General features: G+C 44.7%; 17 protein-coding genes. 4 read left to right on the forward strand and 13 right to left on the reverse strand.

What is annotated here, in order from left to right:
• Positions 1-148: 148 nt before the first annotated feature.
• Positions 149-1174, reverse strand: a complete 1026-nt coding sequence (locus AYR61_RS04220) for an SDR family oxidoreductase (RefSeq protein ID WP_065901827.1) — start codon at positions 1172-1174, stop codon at positions 149-151.
• A gap of 114 nt (positions 1175-1288) precedes the next feature.
• On the opposite strand from AYR61_RS04220, the gene AYR61_RS04225 reads away from it, so the two are divergent.
• A complete protein-coding gene (locus AYR61_RS04225) occupies positions 1289-1741 on the forward strand; it encodes a MerR family transcriptional regulator (RefSeq protein WP_065903779.1) in 453 nt (150 codons plus the stop codon).
• Positions 1742-1936: 195 nt separating this feature from the next.
• Here AYR61_RS04225 and AYR61_RS04230 read toward each other — a convergent pair whose 3' ends face one another.
• A complete protein-coding gene (locus AYR61_RS04230; protein WP_056986982.1) occupies positions 1937-2332 on the reverse strand; it encodes a winged helix-turn-helix transcriptional regulator in 396 nt (131 codons plus the stop codon).
• Positions 2333-2464: 132 nt separating this feature from the next.
• Here AYR61_RS04230 and AYR61_RS04235 point away from each other — a divergent pair, with 132 nt between their 5' ends.
• The 3 genes from AYR61_RS04235 (at position 2465) to AYR61_RS04245 (ending at position 5634) form a co-directional block, all read left to right on the forward strand.
• Positions 2465-3631: an NADH-dependent flavin oxidoreductase gene (locus tag AYR61_RS04235; RefSeq protein WP_065901829.1), complete on the forward strand. Its 1167-nt coding sequence runs from the start codon at positions 2465-2467 to the stop codon at positions 3629-3631.
• A gap of 212 nt (positions 3632-3843) precedes the next feature.
• Positions 3844-5172, forward strand: coding sequence for an MFS transporter (locus tag AYR61_RS04240; protein ID WP_225356514.1), 1329 nt, complete (start codon positions 3844-3846; stop codon positions 5170-5172).
• Between the two features lie 15 nt (positions 5173-5187).
• Positions 5188-5634, forward strand: a complete 447-nt coding sequence (locus AYR61_RS04245) for a MarR family winged helix-turn-helix transcriptional regulator (RefSeq protein WP_056986981.1) — start codon at positions 5188-5190, stop codon at positions 5632-5634.
• A 79-nt stretch (positions 5635-5713) separates the two neighbouring features.
• Here the strand turns inward: AYR61_RS04245 and AYR61_RS04250 are convergent, their stop codons facing one another.
• From AYR61_RS04250 to AYR61_RS04290, 11 genes are all read right to left on the reverse strand, one after another.
• Positions 5714-7840 carry a DNA topoisomerase gene (locus AYR61_RS04250; RefSeq protein WP_065901833.1) on the reverse strand — a complete coding sequence of 709 codons (2127 nt, stop codon included), beginning with the start codon at positions 7838-7840 and terminating at the stop codon, positions 5714-5716.
• 483 nt (positions 7841-8323) lie between these two features.
• Complete coding sequence (locus AYR61_RS04255) at positions 8324-9628, reverse strand: IS1380 family transposase (protein WP_065900857.1); 1305 nt, start codon at positions 9626-9628, stop codon at positions 8324-8326.
• A 174-nt stretch (positions 9629-9802) separates the two neighbouring features.
• Positions 9803-11185 carry a group II intron reverse transcriptase/maturase gene (gene ltrA / locus AYR61_RS04260; protein ID WP_065900954.1) on the reverse strand — a complete coding sequence of 461 codons (1383 nt, stop codon included), beginning with the start codon at positions 11183-11185 and terminating at the stop codon, positions 9803-9805.
• Between the two features lie 525 nt (positions 11186-11710).
• Entirely contained in the window at positions 11711-13342 is a 1632-nt protein-coding gene (locus tag AYR61_RS14810; RefSeq protein WP_083220028.1) for a DUF5776 domain-containing protein, read from the reverse strand.
• A gap of 476 nt (positions 13343-13818) precedes the next feature.
• Positions 13819-15447 (reverse strand): DUF5776 domain-containing protein, encoded by a 1629-nt coding sequence (locus AYR61_RS04270; RefSeq protein ID WP_065901835.1) that lies wholly within the window; start codon positions 15445-15447, stop codon positions 13819-13821.
• Positions 15448-15670: 223 nt separating this feature from the next.
• The gene (locus tag AYR61_RS04275; RefSeq protein WP_054712113.1) at positions 15671-16141 is read right to left on the reverse strand and encodes a hypothetical protein; all 471 of its coding nucleotides are present in this window, start codon (positions 16139-16141) and stop codon (positions 15671-15673) included.
• A gap of 156 nt (positions 16142-16297) precedes the next feature.
• Positions 16298-17023, reverse strand: a complete 726-nt coding sequence (locus AYR61_RS04280) for a TatD family hydrolase (RefSeq protein WP_054712111.1) — start codon at positions 17021-17023, stop codon at positions 16298-16300.
• Positions 17024-17971: a 2-hydroxyacid dehydrogenase gene (locus AYR61_RS04285; protein WP_065901838.1), complete on the reverse strand. Its 948-nt coding sequence runs from the start codon at positions 17969-17971 to the stop codon at positions 17024-17026.
• 11 nt (positions 17972-17982) lie between these two features.
• Positions 17983-18147, reverse strand: coding sequence for a UPF0158 family protein (locus AYR61_RS14815; protein ID WP_082409389.1), 165 nt, complete (start codon positions 18145-18147; stop codon positions 17983-17985).
• The gene (locus AYR61_RS15125; protein ID WP_156319379.1) at positions 18144-18305 is read right to left on the reverse strand and encodes a hypothetical protein; all 162 of its coding nucleotides are present in this window, start codon (positions 18303-18305) and stop codon (positions 18144-18146) included. The genes AYR61_RS14815 and AYR61_RS15125 overlap by 4 nt, the downstream gene beginning before the upstream one ends.
• Positions 18306-18478: 173 nt before the next feature.
• Entirely contained in the window at positions 18479-18886 is a 408-nt protein-coding gene (locus AYR61_RS04290; RefSeq protein ID WP_054712109.1) for a UPF0158 family protein, read from the reverse strand.
• Between the last annotated feature and the right edge of the window lie 68 nt (positions 18887-18954).

Raw genomic sequence — 18954 nt, forward strand, 5'->3', positions numbered from 1 at the left:
TGATCTTTCGCCTCAACGGAATTTTTTCAGTCTTTCTAGGCATCGCGGCCGAAACGCGTTTCGGAAAACAGAAAACTGCATGTAAGCCAACTCTGGCAAAAATGCCAAGTTCAGGCATTTTCGCCAGAGTTGGCTTACATTTCGCTTCCTACCGTTTTCCTTCACGCTCTATGGCATCCACCGTATCCAAAATCGTCTGCTCATTATCACTGATCGGCGTCCACCCTAACACATCGCGTGCTTTTTGGTTGCTGACGTTTCGGTTAACGGCCATCATCAGCTTGCCCTCAGTGGCAGACTTATTAAACGGCGCTCCCAGCGTGATGATCCAGCTTGGTAACTTCTTATCGGCAACCTGACTGGCTAATTCTGGCCGTTTCGCCTTGATCAACTGTGCGATTTCCAGTAGTGAGATCTGGCCGTCTTCCGTCGCAATAAAGCGCTCCCCGTTAGCTTCTGGCGTAACCATAGCGCGAATATGCAGGTCGGCAACGTCGCGAACATCCACAACGTTCAGGGGCAAGTCCGGGACGCGTTTCGTAGACCCATCCAACAAGCCCTTAACTAGGCTGAAACTGCCAGACAGGTGATTATCCAGTGCCTTGCCAAGAATTGCGACTGGATTAATTGTCGCAAATTCTAGATGTACGTCTGGTTGTTTAATATAATCCCAAGCTGCCATTTCAGCTAACAGCTTTGATTTTTCGTATAAAGAAATGCCTTTTTCGCTGGGATCAGTCCAGTTCTTTTCAGTTGTCACGCTGTTCATATCATGGTTACTGAAACCTACGGCCCCAAAATTAGCCGTCATGACCACTCGCTTAACTTTAGCTCGGTTAGCAGCCTTTAAGATTCGTAAAATGCCGACTTTAGCTGCTCGACTGACTTCTTCTGGATCATCGGGAGTCGTCATGAAGACAGGGGAGGCAACACTTAACACAAAATCGATACCCGCCATTGCTTCCGACCATCCAGCATCCTGACTTAAATCGGCCTGAACAAAACCAAGCTGATCTGTGTTCTCACCATGCGCCTGCAACGTTGCAATCACTTGGCCTTGCTTATTCAAAGTGCGCAGTGTTGTCCGAACCTGATACCCCTGATCGAGGAGCTGTAAAATAATGTGTTGGCCTAAGAAACCATTCCCACCAGTAACGAGCACGTGTTGTGTCATATAAAGATCTCCTTTTTAGTTGCGTTTAACGTAACGATTGTTTATGATATGGCTATCCTAAACCCTAGAGGGCACTCTATGGCAACTCTAATGAAAAAAATCGAGGTCTATTTGATGACGTACACAATTAAAGAAGTTTCAGAGAAGGTCGGTTTATCCATTTACACACTGCGTTACTACGATAAGGAAGGGTTATTACCATTTGTCGCTCGAAACGATGCTGGCTATCGTGAATTTACGGATGGCGATCTCAATATCATCCACACGATCTGTTGTTTGAAGAATACGGGGATGAAAATTAGCGCGATCCGGCAGTACATTGCGGACGTGATGGCTGGCCCAGCAAGTATTGACGACCGAAAACGCCTATTTCACGACCATCGAGAAAAGATCTTGGAGCAGCAACGCATCATTGCGGAAAACTTGAAAGAGATCGACTACAAGCTTGATATTTATGATGCGCCCAACGCCGAAGACATTGTCAGTCGCGAACTTCAATTTGCGGAAGCTGAAAAGACGGCTAATGCACTTGAGAATCCTTACGTTAAAACACTTATTAGCCACTGATTGTTTTGTTTTAAAATGACTAACTATTTCATGGATAAGTACTTCTCTTTATTATCAACTTACGCACAATCAATTTGAGCCAAATTTTAAACATTGATAACTTTGCGGAATAACAAATTAGGAAGCGAAATAACGCGAACTGGACAGAAATAATAGTTAATTAGTTTTAGACGAGAACTGTTGTCACAATAACAATTAATTGGTTGTATGAATTTCTCTTAGCATGTCTTGGGCGGAATAATCTAACTCAATATCGTCATCAGAAGATTCAGCTAATTGTTCACCAAATTTCGACATGGATACTAAAATTTTTTTAAGTTTTGCGCCTTCAGGAGTCAGAGAATATACTACTTTAGGAGGAATGGTTGGAAAACTATCTCGATGAACAATTTGATCATGAACCAATTGATTTAACTGTTCTGATAGCACCTTATCAGTTACATCGTGGCTATAGATGGCTTCGATGTATTTTTTTAATTGACCATATCTTTTTTCTTCTAGTCCGAGGGAGCAAATTATTGAAGGCTTCCACTTTCCACTAATTATACTTAAGACGTAATTACAGCCTAGATGATATTTTTTAATTGCCAAAATCACAACTCCCTTCAATAAAACTAACTTGCTGGTAAGTAACTTACAATTAAGTCAGTACTTAAAACTTTCTTTTCTGACAACTATACTACACTTGTAAGTTAATTCACTAACTAAGTTGGAGGTCTAACTATGAGTGACTACAAGTTTTTACAACCATATACTTTTAAAAATGGCGTTAAAGTCAAGAATCGAGTTGTTATTCCACCTATGACTATTGCTTCAAGTCTAGAGGAAGGCTCTGTATCTCGCGACGATCTGTTCTATGCTGGTTTACGTTCTGGCGGTGTTGGCATGTTTATTTCTCCGGTAGCGAATGTTACTAATGATGGAAAAGGGTTCGAAGGCGAGCTTTCAGTTGCAGATGATAAGTATATTCCGGGCTTATCAAAATTAGCAGATGCCATGAAGAAAGGTGGCACGAAAGCAATTCTACAGATTTTTCATGCTGGCCGAATGAGCGACAGTACCATCCTTAGGGGGATTCAACCGGTTAGCGCTAGCGCCGTTGCAGCTCCTCGAGATGGGATGGAAACTCCTCGCGAACTTTCTTCGAATGAGGTAGAAGCGATTGTTCAGGCCTTCGCCGATGCTACTCGTAGAGCGATTGTTGCTGGCTTTGATGGGGTTGAAATTTATGGGGCCAATACTTACCTGATTCAGCAGTTTTTCTCTCCCCACTCCAATAAACGAACAGATAAGTGGGGTGGCGACGTCGAAAAGAGAATGACATTTGCATTAGAAATAATTAGAGCTGTACACGACGCTATTGAAGAGTATGGAAATGATGACTTTATTCTGGGTTATCGGATATCTCCAGAAGAAATTGAGTCACCAGGCATCCGAATAGACGATACTCTAAAGTTCATCGATAAATTATCTGGCCAGCCACTGAACTATCTGCATATTTCAATGGGGAATGCCTGGCGTAAGTCATTGAATAATCCAGATGATGATCGGTATACGATTCAACGTATTAAGGATCAAGTTAAAGGACGGTTACCCTTGATCTCAGTTGGCTCTATTGAAACACCTGAAGATGCTGAAAAAATAATGGACGCGGGAATTGACTTTGTAGCAATTGGACGTGAATATCTACGCGAACCTAAATGGATTGATAAAGTGATTAGTGGTCATGAAGAAACAATCAGATATAGCATTAATCGGGATGCACTTGATGAAATAGGTCTTAATCCATCCATTATAGAGTTCCTCAAGGGACTTGGAACCGAATTAGGATATGAAGGTGAACAAAAGGGTGATGGAAAATCTGAGTATGGTGTTGTACTTGACTCATAGAATTCTAGCGATAAATAAGTCTAATTAATTTATCTTGGTACATGTAAGGCGCTCTGAAGCCTTACATGTTTTTTTATACTGTGCTTAACATAGCTACTTTTTAGTATAAGGTATCGAGGAAGTTAGGATTTTAAGCAATAAATCTTGATTTTACATTCGAATGAATGTATTATACAAAACATTCATTTGAATGTAAATATGGAGGTATATTTTTGGTCACTAAAAATCGAACTTTAATAGCAACAATTCTGTTAGTTACAGCCTTTGTAATGCTTTTAAATCAGACTGTAATGATAACGGCTTTACCAGTTATTTCAAAAGATTTTCATCTTTCGTTGAACGTTGCTCAATGGTTGACATCGGGCTATGTACTCATGCTTGGATTAGCAACTCCAATTTCGGCTAATTTAATTGACAAATATACTAGTCGACAAGTATTTATCGGCGTTGTTACCGTCTTTTTGGTCGGGACAATATTAGGACCCATGACAAGTAATTTTTATGTGCTATTATTAGCTCGATTGCTGCAAGCAGTTGCAGGTGGAATTATGATTACTTACGTTCAAATTAGCCTGATAGCATTATATCCCGCTGATAGACGGGGAACCATCATGGGACTAATATCGTTGGTAGTTTCAGCGGGGCCTGCGGTTGGTCCAAGCTTTTCAGGACTGATGTTGGAATTTTTCTCATGGAAGTCTTTATTTTATGTCATCATGCCTATAATAGTAATTGTTTTGATAATTGCTATTTTTATGTTGCCTAACTTTTCAAAGTCTCGAAAAGTGGTAATAGACATTAAGTCTGTCACAAGTTCAATGGTTGGTTTAGGAAGCGTTTTGGCAAGCATTAGCTTGTTCTCAAGTGATTTTATGTTAGCTGTGGTCATGCTAGTTGCCGGAAGCTTGATTACATGGTATTTTGTGCATCGTCAGGGTAAGTTAGAAACACCATTATTGAACATGTCCGTCTTTAAGAAGCATAGTTTTACGACCATGTTAATTGTAACTATGCTGGTGTTCGGCATAATGATGGGAACTGAGGCAATCTTACCTATCTTCTTTGAAGATACAAGAGGAATGTCTAGCTTGTCAGCAGGTCTTATTTTACTTCCTGGAGCAATTGCAAGTGCACTTACATCGCCGATTATCGGAAGATATTATGACAGTCATGGCGCGAGACTTCCTATCTATTTGGGGAGCCTAATTGTACTAGTTGCTAGTATCTCTCTAGTAATGATGACAACAACGACAAGCGTATGGGTAACAATCCTGGCTTATATGTTACGCATGATTGGAATTTCAATGATTATGTCAGTTGCTATTACCGAAGGGTTAAAAGACCTGAAAGCAGATGAAATTTCACACGGAACCACACTAAATAATGCGTTGCGGCAGATTTCAGGTTCTGCATTTAATACCATAATGGTTTTAATTGCTACGATACCTTCAAATCTTGTTGTTGGAACTCATCTTGCAATTTGGATGTCCATTTTATGCACAGGACTGTTATTATTGGTTAGTAGAGCATATTTAAATTAAAGGAGAGACATCGCGATGACACTTCAGATGGAAAAACTCATTTCGATGTATAACCGAGCAATTCGGGAGTACCTCAACACACGGCTGAAGGGTTGGTCATTAAATGAAAGTAATTTTTATTATGTTTTGATTATATGTGAGCAGCCTGGCATAGCACAAAAGGATCTGATGAGCGGAATTTATCGGCAACAAAGTATTGTCACTAAAGTAGTTAACACTTTAGTTGCTAACGGATGGGCAGACATGCGTGTTGATCTGGATGATAAACGACGCCGTAATGTCTTTCCTACTGAAAAGGCCACGGAGGCTTATAAAGAACTAAAGAAGATCCAAATGGACACGAATTCTTTCGCCTTGACGAGCTTAACTAAAAACGAAGAAAAACAACTGGGAACTTTACTGACTAAAGTCATACAACAGATAGTTCCGGATGTGTATCTGGATAAGGACGACAACGCATAAAAGCACCGACTTCTCAATGGGTGAGAAGTCGGTGCTTTTATAACGTCATATTTAAATGTGACGTCTTTTAATTTCCCTATTATTTGGATTTGTTTTTAATGCTTTTTTTCTTAGTCTTCGTAAACACATCATCAGCGGCCTTAAAGCCCCAGAACTTGTGGCCACGATAGGTCTGCTGTGCCAGCGTCCCGTGCACGTCCATGTCCTTGCCGCGTTTGGTTTTAATGCTAAACGAAATATCCTTACCGGCCAGCAAATCAGCCACTTCGCTATCCGTGAAGTGGTGGCCGCCCCAGACCTGGTTGAATTTGACTTCTTTGCCAGCGCTGGTGGTGCCAGACGACTTTGGTTTTTGTGGATACTTCTTGACTAACTTTTCTGGATCGCCCAAACGGTCGTGCAGTTTGCCAGCATTTTCGACCATGATCGGCATGTCGTGGGTGACTGTCTGCGTAGCGGTTGTTAGAAGCTGGTCAGGTGGCAGCTCAAATTTGCCAACCTGGTCCATGAGGTCAAATAACCGTTTCGTGGCATTTGTACTACTGATAATGGTCCCTTCAGTCAGAACAGCTGAGACGATTCCGGTGTTCGTCATGGAAAATGTTCCGCGGCGTTCGTGCAGCAGGGCGGTTCGGCCAGCTGTGATCTGCGAGACCGTGGATACTCGCGTTGCCCCAGTCCCGATGTTGTGTTTTTGCAGGTAGTTCATGAGCCACTTCATGGTTGGCTTAACCGGCTTCGGGTTAGCCCCTTCAAAGACAAACGGGTCGGCGGTTGGACCGACAACGCTTGATTGATTGCCTTCCGTGCTGTCATCATCTTTGATCTGACGCGCGCTGTCAAAAATAAGTTTATAGTTCAGTGCAACGGGCACGTTAAAGGCCGTCTTAAAGTCTGGGTAGTCCGCTAACTCGGCAGTGGTGTGGTCAAACACGTAATCCTCACCAAACATAGCCAGAAAGTTCTTTGCCACAACTTCGTAGATGGCCGGACCCGATTTACCGAAGCGAGAAAGGGCACCCAGCGATGCTGGCACCTTATTCCCAGGACGGTTGGCCCCATGGTCCACGCTGCCCTTAGTGACGTGCGTAAATCGAGGTGCTGTGTGCGTCAAAAGTTTCTGGTCCACATCAACCACCTTGGCGATTGACGGTACCAGTGGATAGAGCTGCTTAAACTGTTCCAGCGAAATCTTGGAATCATCCGTCCGTGGGTAGCTGACGATCTTTGCTTCGTACATTTTTTGATACGTGCCCAAAACTTCCTTAGCGTTGTAGCCCTTAGGCGCCAAAATTGACGCGAGGTTAGAAAGGTCCAACAGTTTTGGTGGTCCCGAGTGCCGGCGTGTTGTTTTAATATTGGCTACCGCACTTGGATGATAGGCGGCTGCGTCCTTTTCGCCAGCAGTCTTCGATGCAAAACGGAATTTAGCAGCAGCCTCATCATCCTTAAATTTCCGTGCGAAAACGTGGTCCTGCGGGTCCTTGAATTTGACCTCATAGAACGGCTTACGTTTGTAATTGCGCAGGGCTTCCAGTTGTTCATAGACGTGGCGGACGATCAGTGATTTTAGCCGACCTTCACGCACGACCATGACGGGATAGCCAGCCTGTTTAGACACAGTTGTGGCGATTCGGGTCAGCTGCATCGACAGGAAATCCCATTTGCTGCGGGCGTCGGACTTGAGAAAGTCGCCGTCTTCTTGTTGACTCGGAATGTCCTTGATCTCACGAAAACCAGTCTGAACCGACCGCTTTTCTTCATCGGCAAAGTACAACCGCTTGACGGGTCCCTGCCACTTGATCGCGTTAATAATTTCCCAGGCTAACAGCTCGCCTTCTCCAGACGGGTCAACATCGGTTGCGATAACGATGGCATCGCAACCTTTGACTGCGGTCTTAAGTTCTGTGAGTGATTTGCGGGCCGTCGTTTGGTGACTGCCACGTCGGGGTGCAGCTGCGATGGGCTTCTTTTCCCAACTAAAATCGTTGACGTTCCATGGCAAGTGTTCCAGCTTCCAGGAACGATACTGGGTCACTTTGTCGTCTGGTACCTGATCCTTTGGGTCGACCAGCTCTAACAGGTGACCGTGCGAGTGGACGATGGTGTATGACTTGCCAGCAAAACTGCCGCTGGTGCCGCCCAGGGCGCTGGCAAAGTTTTTCGCCGCACTAGCTTTTTCACATAAAATGGCATAATCAGTCATAATGGTTTCCTCTTTACAAACAAAATCTGGTTAAGTGATGGATATTATTTTGAACGATAAAACGCTACCCCACTAGTTTACTAAACTCTTCGCGAAAAAGAAACGAAAATATGTTCGCGTGGGTGGACTGCTAAAGGATTTCCTAAGACGTGGGCGGATAGCTCGCATTCCACACCCGAGGCATGGTAGGGTGGTTGAAAAGATAAGGAGATCAAACAGATGTTAACGACAGAATTAGTTTCTCGCAACTCACAGGTCCTACCGGAAATTAAACAGTTATTTAAAACCCTGAATTATTCATAGTTCATAAAAATCCCGTCAGTTTTCGTATTTTTTCGAAAACTGACGGGTATGTCTTTATCTTTTGCTGAAATACGATGTTTATCAGTTCTAGCTAGTGAGATCTTTCAACTAACTCAGAATTGCTTTGAACTTTTGGATACACTTGTCCCTTGGTTGTACAGATTTTTTTAATTTTGCCGGTTATTCAATAGCCTGGATACGCTGTAGAGCTTGGTAGAACAGCCGATGGTAAACATGATACGAGCTCAGCCGCAACTGAATGCGTCGGCCAGTATGCACAACACGTGCCGCAACTTTGAATAAACGGATCCGCAATGTGCTAACGCACAAGCCGGAATCATGTTTTGTCAGTGCTAGCTGCTTTAAAAAGTTGACAATATTGTAAGCCAGTACACTAACCATCATCCGGGCAGCATTGGCATTAAACGTTGAACTATCAGTCTTATCGAAAAAGAAACCTGTTTTAGCTTCTTTGATGTAATTTTCCATTTGGCTGCGTTTGTGATACAGTTCGAAGGCAGTTTCAGCCGTTAAATTAGTCAGATTAGTGACGATAAATTCATGTGAAAAGATCAGTTCACCAGCTACTCGAGTTGATTTAATATAAATCTGCCGTGGCTTAGGCCACGATGCTGATTGATAGATTTCAGAGTAGTAATGAGTCTCTTCCTCTTGCCACTGGGTTTGATCACTGATCTTGACGAACTTTTCAGCTAGATTCTGTAATTTTCGATTGCATTTGAGTCGAATAATGTAAAACACATCGTTGGCTTCACAGACATCGTAAACTTCTGGCGTGGCGAAGCCACTATCACCACGAACCAGAATGTCAGTCGTGGGCAGCTGAGTTTGATAATGCTTTAATAGTGGTGTTAAAAAAGCTTTTACATCTTTGCTGGTGTAGGCATTTCCAGGACGCAAGACAGCTTTCAATAAGTTACCATCTTGATCAGTTGCCAGTAATGGATGATATCCTTCAGTACCATAATGTGCGTTGTAGTTAGTGGCTTCCTGTTTGCCATAAGTGTCTGAGTGAGTCGAATCGATATCAATAATCGTGGCTGTCTGGTTGGTTAATAGTCGAACACGGTCGATCAAAGCCTCATTTAAAGTCTGTAATGTGCTAACACTATCTTTATCAAAGCGTTGCCAAAAACGTGATATTGTTGCTTGTGAAGCCAAAGACGGTTTATCCAATAATAATTTAAAAAGCGGTTCTTTTTCTAAAGAAGTTGCCGCAGAATCTGCGCTATAACCAGCAATAATCTGAAGAATTAACTGTTTTAAGATACTAGAATTACTGTGTTGACAATATCGTCGCTGGTCATTGAACCTCAATAGTTTGTCGGCCAAGATGGTGAACTGGAATTTTGCCATCAGCTCTACACACAATGTTAGCCCGCCATCGGAAGATAATTGACCACCCGTATGCGATACTAAAATGTTTTTGTTGAAATTTAATGCCATTTCCTGTAAAGTTTTCAATATAGAGTCCTCTTCTCTCATGTGGTTTTGTTTAGCAATTTAACTATACCAGAGCTGGGGCTCTTTTTGTGTACTTAAAAGGTGAAAATAATCGAGTAGGAGGTAATTGATTAATTCAATTACCGACCTCTCACACCACCGTACGTACGGTTCCGTATACGGCGGTTCAATAATTTAAGCACTTTGTATTGACTGGAGTGTCTTGCTCATATTGATGAGTCCAAGGCGTTCCAGTCTTTTGTTTGTCAGAGTATAGGTCAATGTCTTGCTATGCGCAGTTCGCCAATAACCCTTACGGGTATTGGCCATTGTATAAGCACTGGTGCCAGAAAGCCCCAGTTTTACAAGATGATTGACCTTTGTTTTGAGCTTCTTCCACTGTTTCCAAATATACTGGCGAATCCTTGCTCGCAACCATTCGTCTAAGTGACGGATAAAATTGGTCATTTTCCCGACCGAATAGTACTGTAACCACCCACGCATCTTTTGATGAATCTCGTTAAACACCAGGTTTAACGAAACGCCCCGATTGCGCTTGGTCATTTTCCTGAGTGCAGACTTGATGCGTTGCTTGGCCTGCCAAGCAGGTCGCGCATACGCACCTCCTCGACCAACCCCCAAGGAAAATCCCAGGAACTTGGCCCGCAGAGGCGAACTTACTGATGTCTTGTCCTCATTGACGGTGACCTTTAGGTCGCCTTCAAGAAAGCGAGTAACATTAGTCAGAACCCGTTCTCCAGCACGTTTGCTTCGGACATAAATATTACAATCGTCCGCATAGCGGACAAACTTATGACCTCTGGAAGTTAACAGCTTATCCAGTTCGTTGAGATAAATGTTAGCCAAAAGTGGCGATAAGGGGCCACCTTGAGGGGTGCCTTTATCACTTCGTTCAAATAGACCACCATTCATGACACCGCTGGTTAGGAAGCGACGAATGAGATGCAGTATCCATGGATCCGTAATATACTGCTCAATAAATTTAATAAGCAGATCGTGGTTGACCGTATCGAAGTATGCTTTTAAATCGAGATCCACGACATAGTGATAGCCCTGATTGTAGAACTGAACCACTCTATCAATGGCATCTTTAGCACTTCGATTCGGTCGGAACCCAAAACTATTATCTGAGAAGACACGCTCAAATGTTGGCACCATGACTTGCGCCATGGCTTGTTGAACAAGTCGGTCAATCACAGTTGGTATTCCGAGCTTGCGTTTACCACCATTAGGTTTTGGAATTTCAACCCGCTTAACGGGACGAGGCCGATAGGTCTCGTTTTGTAAAGCTTGCAGTAATTCCTGTTTATGTTTCCTCAAGTAGGGCAACAGTTCGTCAACGGTCATTCCGTCTAGTCCTGCTGCACCTTTGTTTCTGCAGACGCGAAGATAAGCCTCGTTCAGGTTATTTCGGTCTAAGACTAACTCTTGAAACTTAGTGCCGTTCATCATCGTATTTTCACCAGAGTCAGTGCTACGCACCCCGACTTGTTCTTGGGCTTCCAGTCCTACTGTCCGCCGGCGGTCAGCTTTTTCTGTATTCTGCGGTTGTTGCACTGTCTCCACCTCCAATATCAATGATGACCTATTATTGTTCAGCCCTTCGTGGCAGATACCACTACTATGGCCTCGGCTGACTCCTGTATCGTTCTGCACCACATCACTGCGATGTTTGTTCCTGTGGCGCTTAGCGCGCCTCTTGTCGGGAACGTACGATACAGGCCTCCCCGGGTAAGAACGCCCACTTTCGTACCATGTCATTGCCAGCTTTACTGCGATGGCCTCGAGTAGTATTGGACTTTGGTTTGTTTGGCAACCTCGTCCGACCAACACAGCCTTATAGCTGATTCTTGTACATCAATGCGGTACTTTGTCGCCGACTTCCTTCAGATTCCACCTCACGATGGACACCCTTGTCATTGACTTGCGGTTCCGACTACTACGGCCCGCAACGGACTTTCACCGTCTAGTTGGCGCCCATGCCGGGCGCACCAAAAAAAGAAGCCCAGGCAATGCCCCCAGGCTTCTCAGTTCGTATGCAATAAAATTAGTCTTACATATCCACTCCCCGATGGAATGGCACTATTTCATAATCACGTAAGTCTTGTTACCGCTGATATAACGGCCGTTGGTCAGTTGGAAACGTGAAGCTAACTTGTACTTCACAACCTTCTTGACCTTCAAAACAGTACCCTTCTTGTAATGCGTCAATTTCTTACCAGAAAGACTGCTGTTGCCGTAACTGTTGATACCAGTGCTAGTAATCACGCGAACGGCTTTCGACTTTGGCACACTGAAGTAGTAAGCCAAGGCCGTGTAACCTGATTTTGCGGTGATGTAACCCTTACGACTCTTGTGGTAGTAATCGTGAACCCGGTAACGCAATGCACCGTTTGATGACTTTGTGTAGCCGTCAACGATGAAGATTGGACGCTTTGTCCGAATCTGTTTTGCATAGTGGTAAGTCCGAGCAGACTTAGTAAAGGTGGTCTTGTTGTACATGTACAGACCCTTAAGCGCATAAATGGCGCGACCCTTCTTAGCCACCGTTTGGCCATCGATCACAGTGTTAGGAGAAGTTGATGTATCAACATCAGACCCAGTTGATGAGTTGCCGGAACCATTGTTGGTCCCAGTAGATGACCCGCCGTTACCGTTGTTGTCGCTAGGACGTTGGGTAACAGTCAAAGTAACTGTCTTAGGCAGGTAGCCGTCACGAGTCAACTCAACGGTGTAAGTCCCTGGTTGCGCCGTTGGGTTGGTAACCGTGTTGCCGTTAGCATCCGTTACCTTACCGATTTTAGCATCGGTTGGGTCGGCGCCAAAGGTTGCGGCGTTTACCGTATCACCATTTTGAACAGTAGCGGTATCCTTAGTCGTTGTGATGGCCGTGATGTCGTAAGTCGTCAACAGCAGGTTGTGGTTCATGTCACCTGTTGTTGGAACACCGGTAAATGTGCCTTCCTTGTAACTGTACATTGCACCGAAGATGATCGTAAAGTCGCTGTCAGGTGCGGTTGCCACTTGGTTAGCCTTGATCGAATTGTCACCCTTTGACGCAACAACTGGCAAGTTAAACGTTGCCGTAGCGCCGGCCTTGATGGTGAAATCAAGTTGCAACCGAACGATGTTAGCTTGATCTGCTGCTGAAAAGTCAGACAATTGATGACCGTAGTCAATACCGCCATCCGTCGTCAGCCCATATTGAGCTGAAACGTTTGAGACAGCATCATTCGCTGTCATATAGTGGTCGATCGATTGAACACTGCCGATCGTTGAGCCATACCGCAGTTTAGCGCCGTTATACCCGGTAATGTCCTTGTCGCAAAATGACGTAAAGTAGCGTCCTGATAACGTTTGATCCGTCGTGTTCGTGATTTGAACAACGTAGGTCAAGTTCTTCTCGCCGCCATTGACGTTAACGGCTGAACGGTTCTTCGTATTCCCCTGTAACACGTTTTGTCCTACTAGACTGACGTCACTTGTGTCGGTAGGATCCTCGAAGAACCCTTTCCAAGTTAAGCCGCCAGTTTGTGGATCCTTGTCATTTGACCCAGAATTCACAAAATTTGCTTGTGTCGCTGCATCAGTCGAGTCAGCTTTAACGGATCCCCCGATACCATTTAAGCTAAACCCAAATGTAATGGCCGCCAAACCAATCACAAGCCCTGTTTTCAGCTTGGATCGATGACGCGTCATTGTGTTGGTCCCCATAGTAATACCTCCAAAAATATAATCTTTTAATAAGATTGCCTATAACCTTATTACCCTTATTGTATCATTTTGCGACATATTTTCCTAATTTTGTAGCAAAAATAAGCAGTAATGGCTTGATTCGTCTGCTACACAACAGTTACCATTATGTGTTGCTTATTGTATAACTCAATATGAGTAATGGCATCGCTTCAAACCCAGGTAAATGTGGGTTAAATGTGGCACAATTTTAAACATAATCGCGTCAATATTTATTGTGAGATTAAAAAACGAGGCTGAGAAATGATATTATTTCTCAGTCTCGTTTTTAGTTTGTGTGGTTAGTGTACGATTGGCGTTGCCTTCTTGGCTACCGTGCCGTAACGAGTTCCGCAAGGCAAGGGGCGGCCATGTAAGGGACTCTGGCAAAAATGCCAAGTTCAGGCATTTCTGCCAGAGTCCCTTACATTCTGCCCCTTAAACGCCTTGCTCCACTCTCATTTAAACATCACAAACCGCTTATTCCCGCTCACATAACGACCGTTCGTCAATTCAAAGCGTGATGCTAACTTGTACTTCACAACCTTCTTCACCTTCAGCACTGTCCCCTTCTTGTAGTGCTTAACGGTCTTACCAGAGAGGCTACTATTCTTGTAACTGTTCACACCACCAGCAGTGATCACGCTGACAGCCTTAGACTTCGGAATACTGAAGTAGTAAGCCAATCTTGTGTAACTGCTGTTTGCGGTGATGTAACCCTTACGACTCTTCTTATAGTAGTCGTGGACCCGGTAACGCAGTGTCCCGTTTGAAGACTTCGCATACCCATCAACAATGAACATTGGGCGCTTTGTCCGAACTTGTTTTGCGTAATGGTATTCACGACCTGAAGTTGTAAAGGTTGCCTTCTTGTACATGTAAAGACCCTTCATGGCATAAATGGCACGGCCCTTGTTGGCAACGGTCTGGCCGCTCACAACTGTATCTGGAGAAGTCGACGTTGTCACATCAGATGTGCCCGTCGTTGTCCCAGTTGAGGTACTCGTACCAGTCGTGGTGCTTGATGAGCCGCCACCGTTGTTTGCTGGTGCGTTATTAACCGTCAACGTAACGGTCGTTGGCAGATAACCCGCACGTGTCAATTGAACCTTGTAAGTCCCTGCTTGAGCAGTTGGGTTCGTGACCGTGTTGCCATTCGCATCCGTCACAGTTCCGATCTTAGCATCAGTTGGATCAGCCCCAAAGGTTGCGGCGTTGATGGTGTCGCCAACTTGCACCGTTGCATTATTTTGCTTAGTGGTGATGGCTGTGATGTTGTATGCTGCTAAGGATAAATCATGGTTAAAACTATTATCATTAGCCATTGGCGTTGACGTGCCAGCTTGATTATTCGTCATAGAACCGATAATAGTGGTAAAGTCCTCGATTGGTGCTGTAGCGACTTCATCGGCCTGAATCAAGTTAGCGCCAGCCGTCGCGTTCACTGGGAACGAGATATCCAATGTTGCGCCTGGTTGAGCGGTGAATTTCAATTGCGTTCTGGCAACATCTTCTTTATCTGCAGCCGTCAGAGAATCTAATGTCCGCGCGTAACCAACCGTTGGGTAGTCGGTAAGTGAATCCGACGGTAACCCAAATGTTTGTGTTAAGTCTGAGATGCCAGTAGAAGACGTGACATAGTTGCTGATGCCATCAAACCCCTTTGTATGATCAGCTGACCCATAGCGAACGATAGCCCCTTTATAGCCATTGCTATCATCGGCTTCGTTCATATCCAGCTGGAACACACCGGATACAGCCACCGAAGCAGTGTTCTTAATGCTCAAGTCATACATGAGGTTAGTCGGACCATTTTTAACATTCACTGCCGACCGGTTCTGATAATCATAACCACCATTTAAACTAACGTCACTCGAATTCGTGGCATCTGCCAAATGACTCGTCCACTGTAAATTGTTTGCCGTGTCAGTAAAAGTTGACCCTGAATTCACGAAATTTGCCTGCGTTGATTGATCTGCTTTTGCGGATCCCCCGATACCGCTGAAGACAAACCCAAAAGTAATGGCTGCCAGCCCGAGCACAAGTTGTTTCTTGTGCTTGATCGGCGTCATTGTTTCTTTCCCCATAATAAAGCCTCCAAATAAATTTCATTTGATAGAATTGCCTAACATCCTATCTGCCTTCATTGTAGCATTTTGCGACAATTCTTCACTAAAATGTGGCAAAATCAATCATCTGGTTAGTAAATCGTCTACTACACAACGGGTAATAATTGGGTAATCTTATAAGCAAACGGTTTATTTTTAATATCGGCGGCCTAATGAAAATGCTGCTGTTACAGGTTTACCACTAGTTGCCAGGCTTAGTTTTATGCTGGTCACGCCACGTTTCAAAAACAATGCCTACCGCACAGACACAATAGACGATCACGTTTAACCAAAGCACCCAGATACCAGTTGTTAATAGTAAAAAGCCGCTCACAAAAACAAAGCCAAACGCCAGCCACTGCAAAATCAGCGTAATCGGATGATGCAACTGACTATTCTGGTGAATCGTCATGACCAGGGTCGTGACGCCAAGGCCCCAACTGATCAACGGCATCGTCAGAACCGGAATAAAGAAAATGAACCCGCCAAAGATCAAGAACCAGCCTGCAGCATCCCCCTGCATGTACGCTTGGGTTTGTTTAAGTGCCCAAAAACCAGCAAACCAGGTTAGGACAAATGCGCCGGCTGTACTTAAATTAAAGATCATCAGGTCTCTTGTTGGCTGCCCGATTTGATTCATGAACTGATTGTAGTGTCGATATCGTTTCCCCATGGTTCTCCTCCAAGTGATTTCTTCACTCATTATTACTTGGTTGAAACGGACATGCAATCGCAACTTTCCCCTAGCACAGGCAATTCTGCGACACTTTAGTGGACATAAAAAAGCGCCTCGACTTATCAAGGCACTGTTGTTAGTCACGCACTGTTGTTAGTCACGATTTAAAAATTCAGTCAAATTCATCCCAATTTGTGTTTCAATCGAAGTCATCGTCATCCCGTGGCTAACGGCTAACTGGCGATAACTCTCTCGTAGTAGTGTTTCATAGTCATTCAGACTGACTGTTTCTTGATGCCTTGCCCACGCAATACTTGCGATGCCATCCGATTCCACAAAAAGACGGTCAACCGGCACTTTCAGCGCAAGGGCCATCACCGCGGGATCAGTGTCGAAGTCCGGGCCAATTGAAAAATAGACATTCGGTAGTGCCAGATAGGCCTCTTGATAATCCGGTGACGAATACCAGTGCACCAAGATATGCAAATCTGGGTACTGCTGGATAATTTTCAGCACCTCAGCCTCACATCCCTTGGTATGAATAATCACTGGTTTATGCATGCTCTGTGCTAGCGACAGCTGCTTCAAAAATACCGGTCGCTGAACCCCCAACGGCACCGTTGTCCATACCCGATCCAACCCGATTTCGCCAATCACTGGTGCTGACGATAAAAACTGGTAGAGCGCCTCATCCGTTATCGATTGATCCGCATGCCAAGGATGAATGCCGCAGCTCAACCGTTGTCCGTCTCCAGCATATTGCTGATTAAACGCAAATTCTTCAGGGCTATCGCAGTTCAGGATCGAATGAATGTGGTGTGCGTGTTGAAACCTGATAAACGCAGCGTTATGTTCAGCATGACAGTGGACATCGATCATTTAAATCACCCGGTTGATTGGTTTGCCATCAAGAAATGCCGTCACGTTATCGTTGATGATCTGCAGCAATCGTTGCCGTGTCTCCAGCCCGCGCCAGCCAATGTGCGGTGTCACGATCACGTTTGGCAGCTGAAATAGCGGGCTGTCATCCGGCAACGGTTCAACCTCCTGGACATCTAGCCCAGCACCAGCAATTTCGTGTTGCTGCAGCGCGGTGATCAGCACATCCTGGTCGATCAATCCGCCACGAGCGGTGTTGATGAGGAACGCAGTCGGCTTCATTGTCTTAAGTAACCGTTCGTTCACCATATGATGGGTCGCCTCAGTTAGCGGCAAGTTCAGTGAAACGACATCACTCGTCGCAAATAACTCAGCTTGCGTTGTAAAGTGGATGCCGTCCCGATCATCACGAGGCGTCCGCGTTGCCACCAAGATCTTCATCTGCATGGCCTGCGCCACTTTAATAATCGCCTGACCAATATGGCCGAAGCCAACCACCCCGAGCGTTTTCCCGTTGAGTTCCACGTGGTTGACCATCAAGTGTTTATCGAAATTATCATGGTTGCCGGTCGCCAGCATGCGGATCTGTTCCTGCATCGTGCTGGCGAGGTTCAACATCAACATGATGGCCGTCTGGGCGACGCGTTGCGTACTGTAGGCCGGAATGTTGGTCAGCATGATGCCCTTTTCCTGCAACGCCTCAGCATCGTAGTTGTTATAGCCAGTTCCAGCCTCACAGACCATCTTCACGCTCGTCGGAAACTGGCGCAGAATATCGCCCGGCATCGGCATTTCTTTGGTCACCACGACCGTTGCGCCAGTAACCCAGTCCAGAATCTTATCCTCAGGTGTTGTGTCATACACCACAATGTCACCTGGTAACATCTGCCGGTTGATCTGGTTATCGTAATTGACAACGGCGCCGTTTAGAATCACTATTTTTGGCATGTGTTCACGTCCTATTCTTTCGACTCGTCGTATGGAATGTCGTAAAAGCGAAGCCAGTCGATTGCCTGTTCCGTCAACGCATCCCAACGATAGTCATACCATTTTTGTTCGAGGCCAAAGCGCGCAATTGTTTCTCTGAAGGACCGAAACGCACCGCGACCGTGAATGGCTATCACGAGTTGATCTTTCTGGTCACCCGTTGCAGACTATCAACGAACATCTCCATAATATGATAATCATTAATCTCAAAGCGGTCGGGTAACGCCAGGTAGTCTTCAAAATGCTTATAAATCTCATCTACGCCATTCTCATCAAAGTCATCATCGGAAAGCATCCCATCACTTGAGTCAATGCGTTCTTTTAGTTCACCAGTCTTCTTATTGTAAAAGTCGTCACATCATCCGTGGCATCAAATGCATTCACCACATCGTTTAATTTTAGCGTCATTTTTAAAATCCCCTTTTACTGGCAATTATAATCCAGTTAAAGGGGATTTGTGAGCAGAACCTATTCTTCATATTCAATGTGGTTATCATTGCACCAATCTATGGCAATTTGGCGGTAAGCGTCATCTTTAAACGTATACCATTTATCTGTGATGCCAAATCGGTCAAGTGTGGCACGAAAACTTCGAAAAGCACCTCGGCCGCGAATACTGTTTGCAAGATCGGTCTGTTGGTCGCCAGCCGGTAAACTATTAATGAAATCACGCATGATGCTGTAATCATCAATATCAAATGGTCCCGGAAGCTCAATGTATTGATCGGGGTTCTCGTCAAGCTCCTCGTATTCAAGGTCGCCATCGAATTCTGAGCTGGCGTACTGAATTTCGCCCGTTTTGGTATTGTAATAGTAGCTGCCATCGTCACTGGCAAATGTAAGTGCTTCAAGAACTGCGTCAAGTTTAACTTTCATCGCACTAATACTCCTTTTTGAGATAAGTATATCGCACCGTAAATTAAATGGGAACGTCGAGGCTTGGT

The organism is Secundilactobacillus paracollinoides, from assembly GCF_001702155.1.
Classification (GTDB): Bacteria; Bacillota; Bacilli; order Lactobacillales; family Lactobacillaceae; genus Secundilactobacillus; species Secundilactobacillus paracollinoides.

Bases quoted from the DNA above. Each gene is read 5' to 3' on its own strand.
- AYR61_RS04290 (WP_054712109.1), bottom strand. From the start codon at position 18,886: ATGAAAGTTAAACTTGACGCAGTTCTTGAAGCACTTACATTTGCCAGT.
- AYR61_RS04235 (WP_065901829.1), top strand. From the start codon at position 2,465: ATGAGTGACTACAAGTTTTTACAACCATATACTTTTAAAAATGGCGTT.
- AYR61_RS04280 (WP_054712111.1), bottom strand. From the start codon at position 17,023: ATGATCGATGTCCACTGTCATGCTGAACATAACGCTGCGTTTATCAGG.
- AYR61_RS04275 (WP_054712113.1), bottom strand. From the start codon at position 16,141: ATGGGGAAACGATATCGACACTACAATCAGTTCATGAATCAAATCGGG.
- AYR61_RS04285 (WP_065901838.1), bottom strand. From the start codon at position 17,971: ATGCCAAAAATAGTGATTCTAAACGGCGCCGTTGTCAATTACGATAAC.
- AYR61_RS04220 (WP_065901827.1), bottom strand. From the start codon at position 1,174: ATGACACAACACGTGCTCGTTACTGGTGGGAATGGTTTCTTAGGCCAA.
- AYR61_RS04250 (WP_065901833.1), bottom strand. From the start codon at position 7,840: ATGACTGATTATGCCATTTTATGTGAAAAAGCTAGTGCGGCGAAAAAC.
- AYR61_RS04225 (WP_065903779.1), top strand. From the start codon at position 1,289: ATGACGTACACAATTAAAGAAGTTTCAGAGAAGGTCGGTTTATCCATT.
- AYR61_RS14810 (WP_083220028.1), bottom strand. From the start codon at position 13,342: ATGGGGACCAACACAATGACGCGTCATCGATCCAAGCTGAAAACAGGG.
- AYR61_RS15125 (WP_156319379.1), bottom strand. From the start codon at position 18,305: ATGCTTTCCGATGATGACTTTGATGAGAATGGCGTAGATGAGATTTAT.
- AYR61_RS04245 (WP_056986981.1), top strand. From the start codon at position 5,188: ATGACACTTCAGATGGAAAAACTCATTTCGATGTATAACCGAGCAATT.
- AYR61_RS04270 (WP_065901835.1), bottom strand. From the start codon at position 15,447: ATGGGGAAAGAAACAATGACGCCGATCAAGCACAAGAAACAACTTGTG.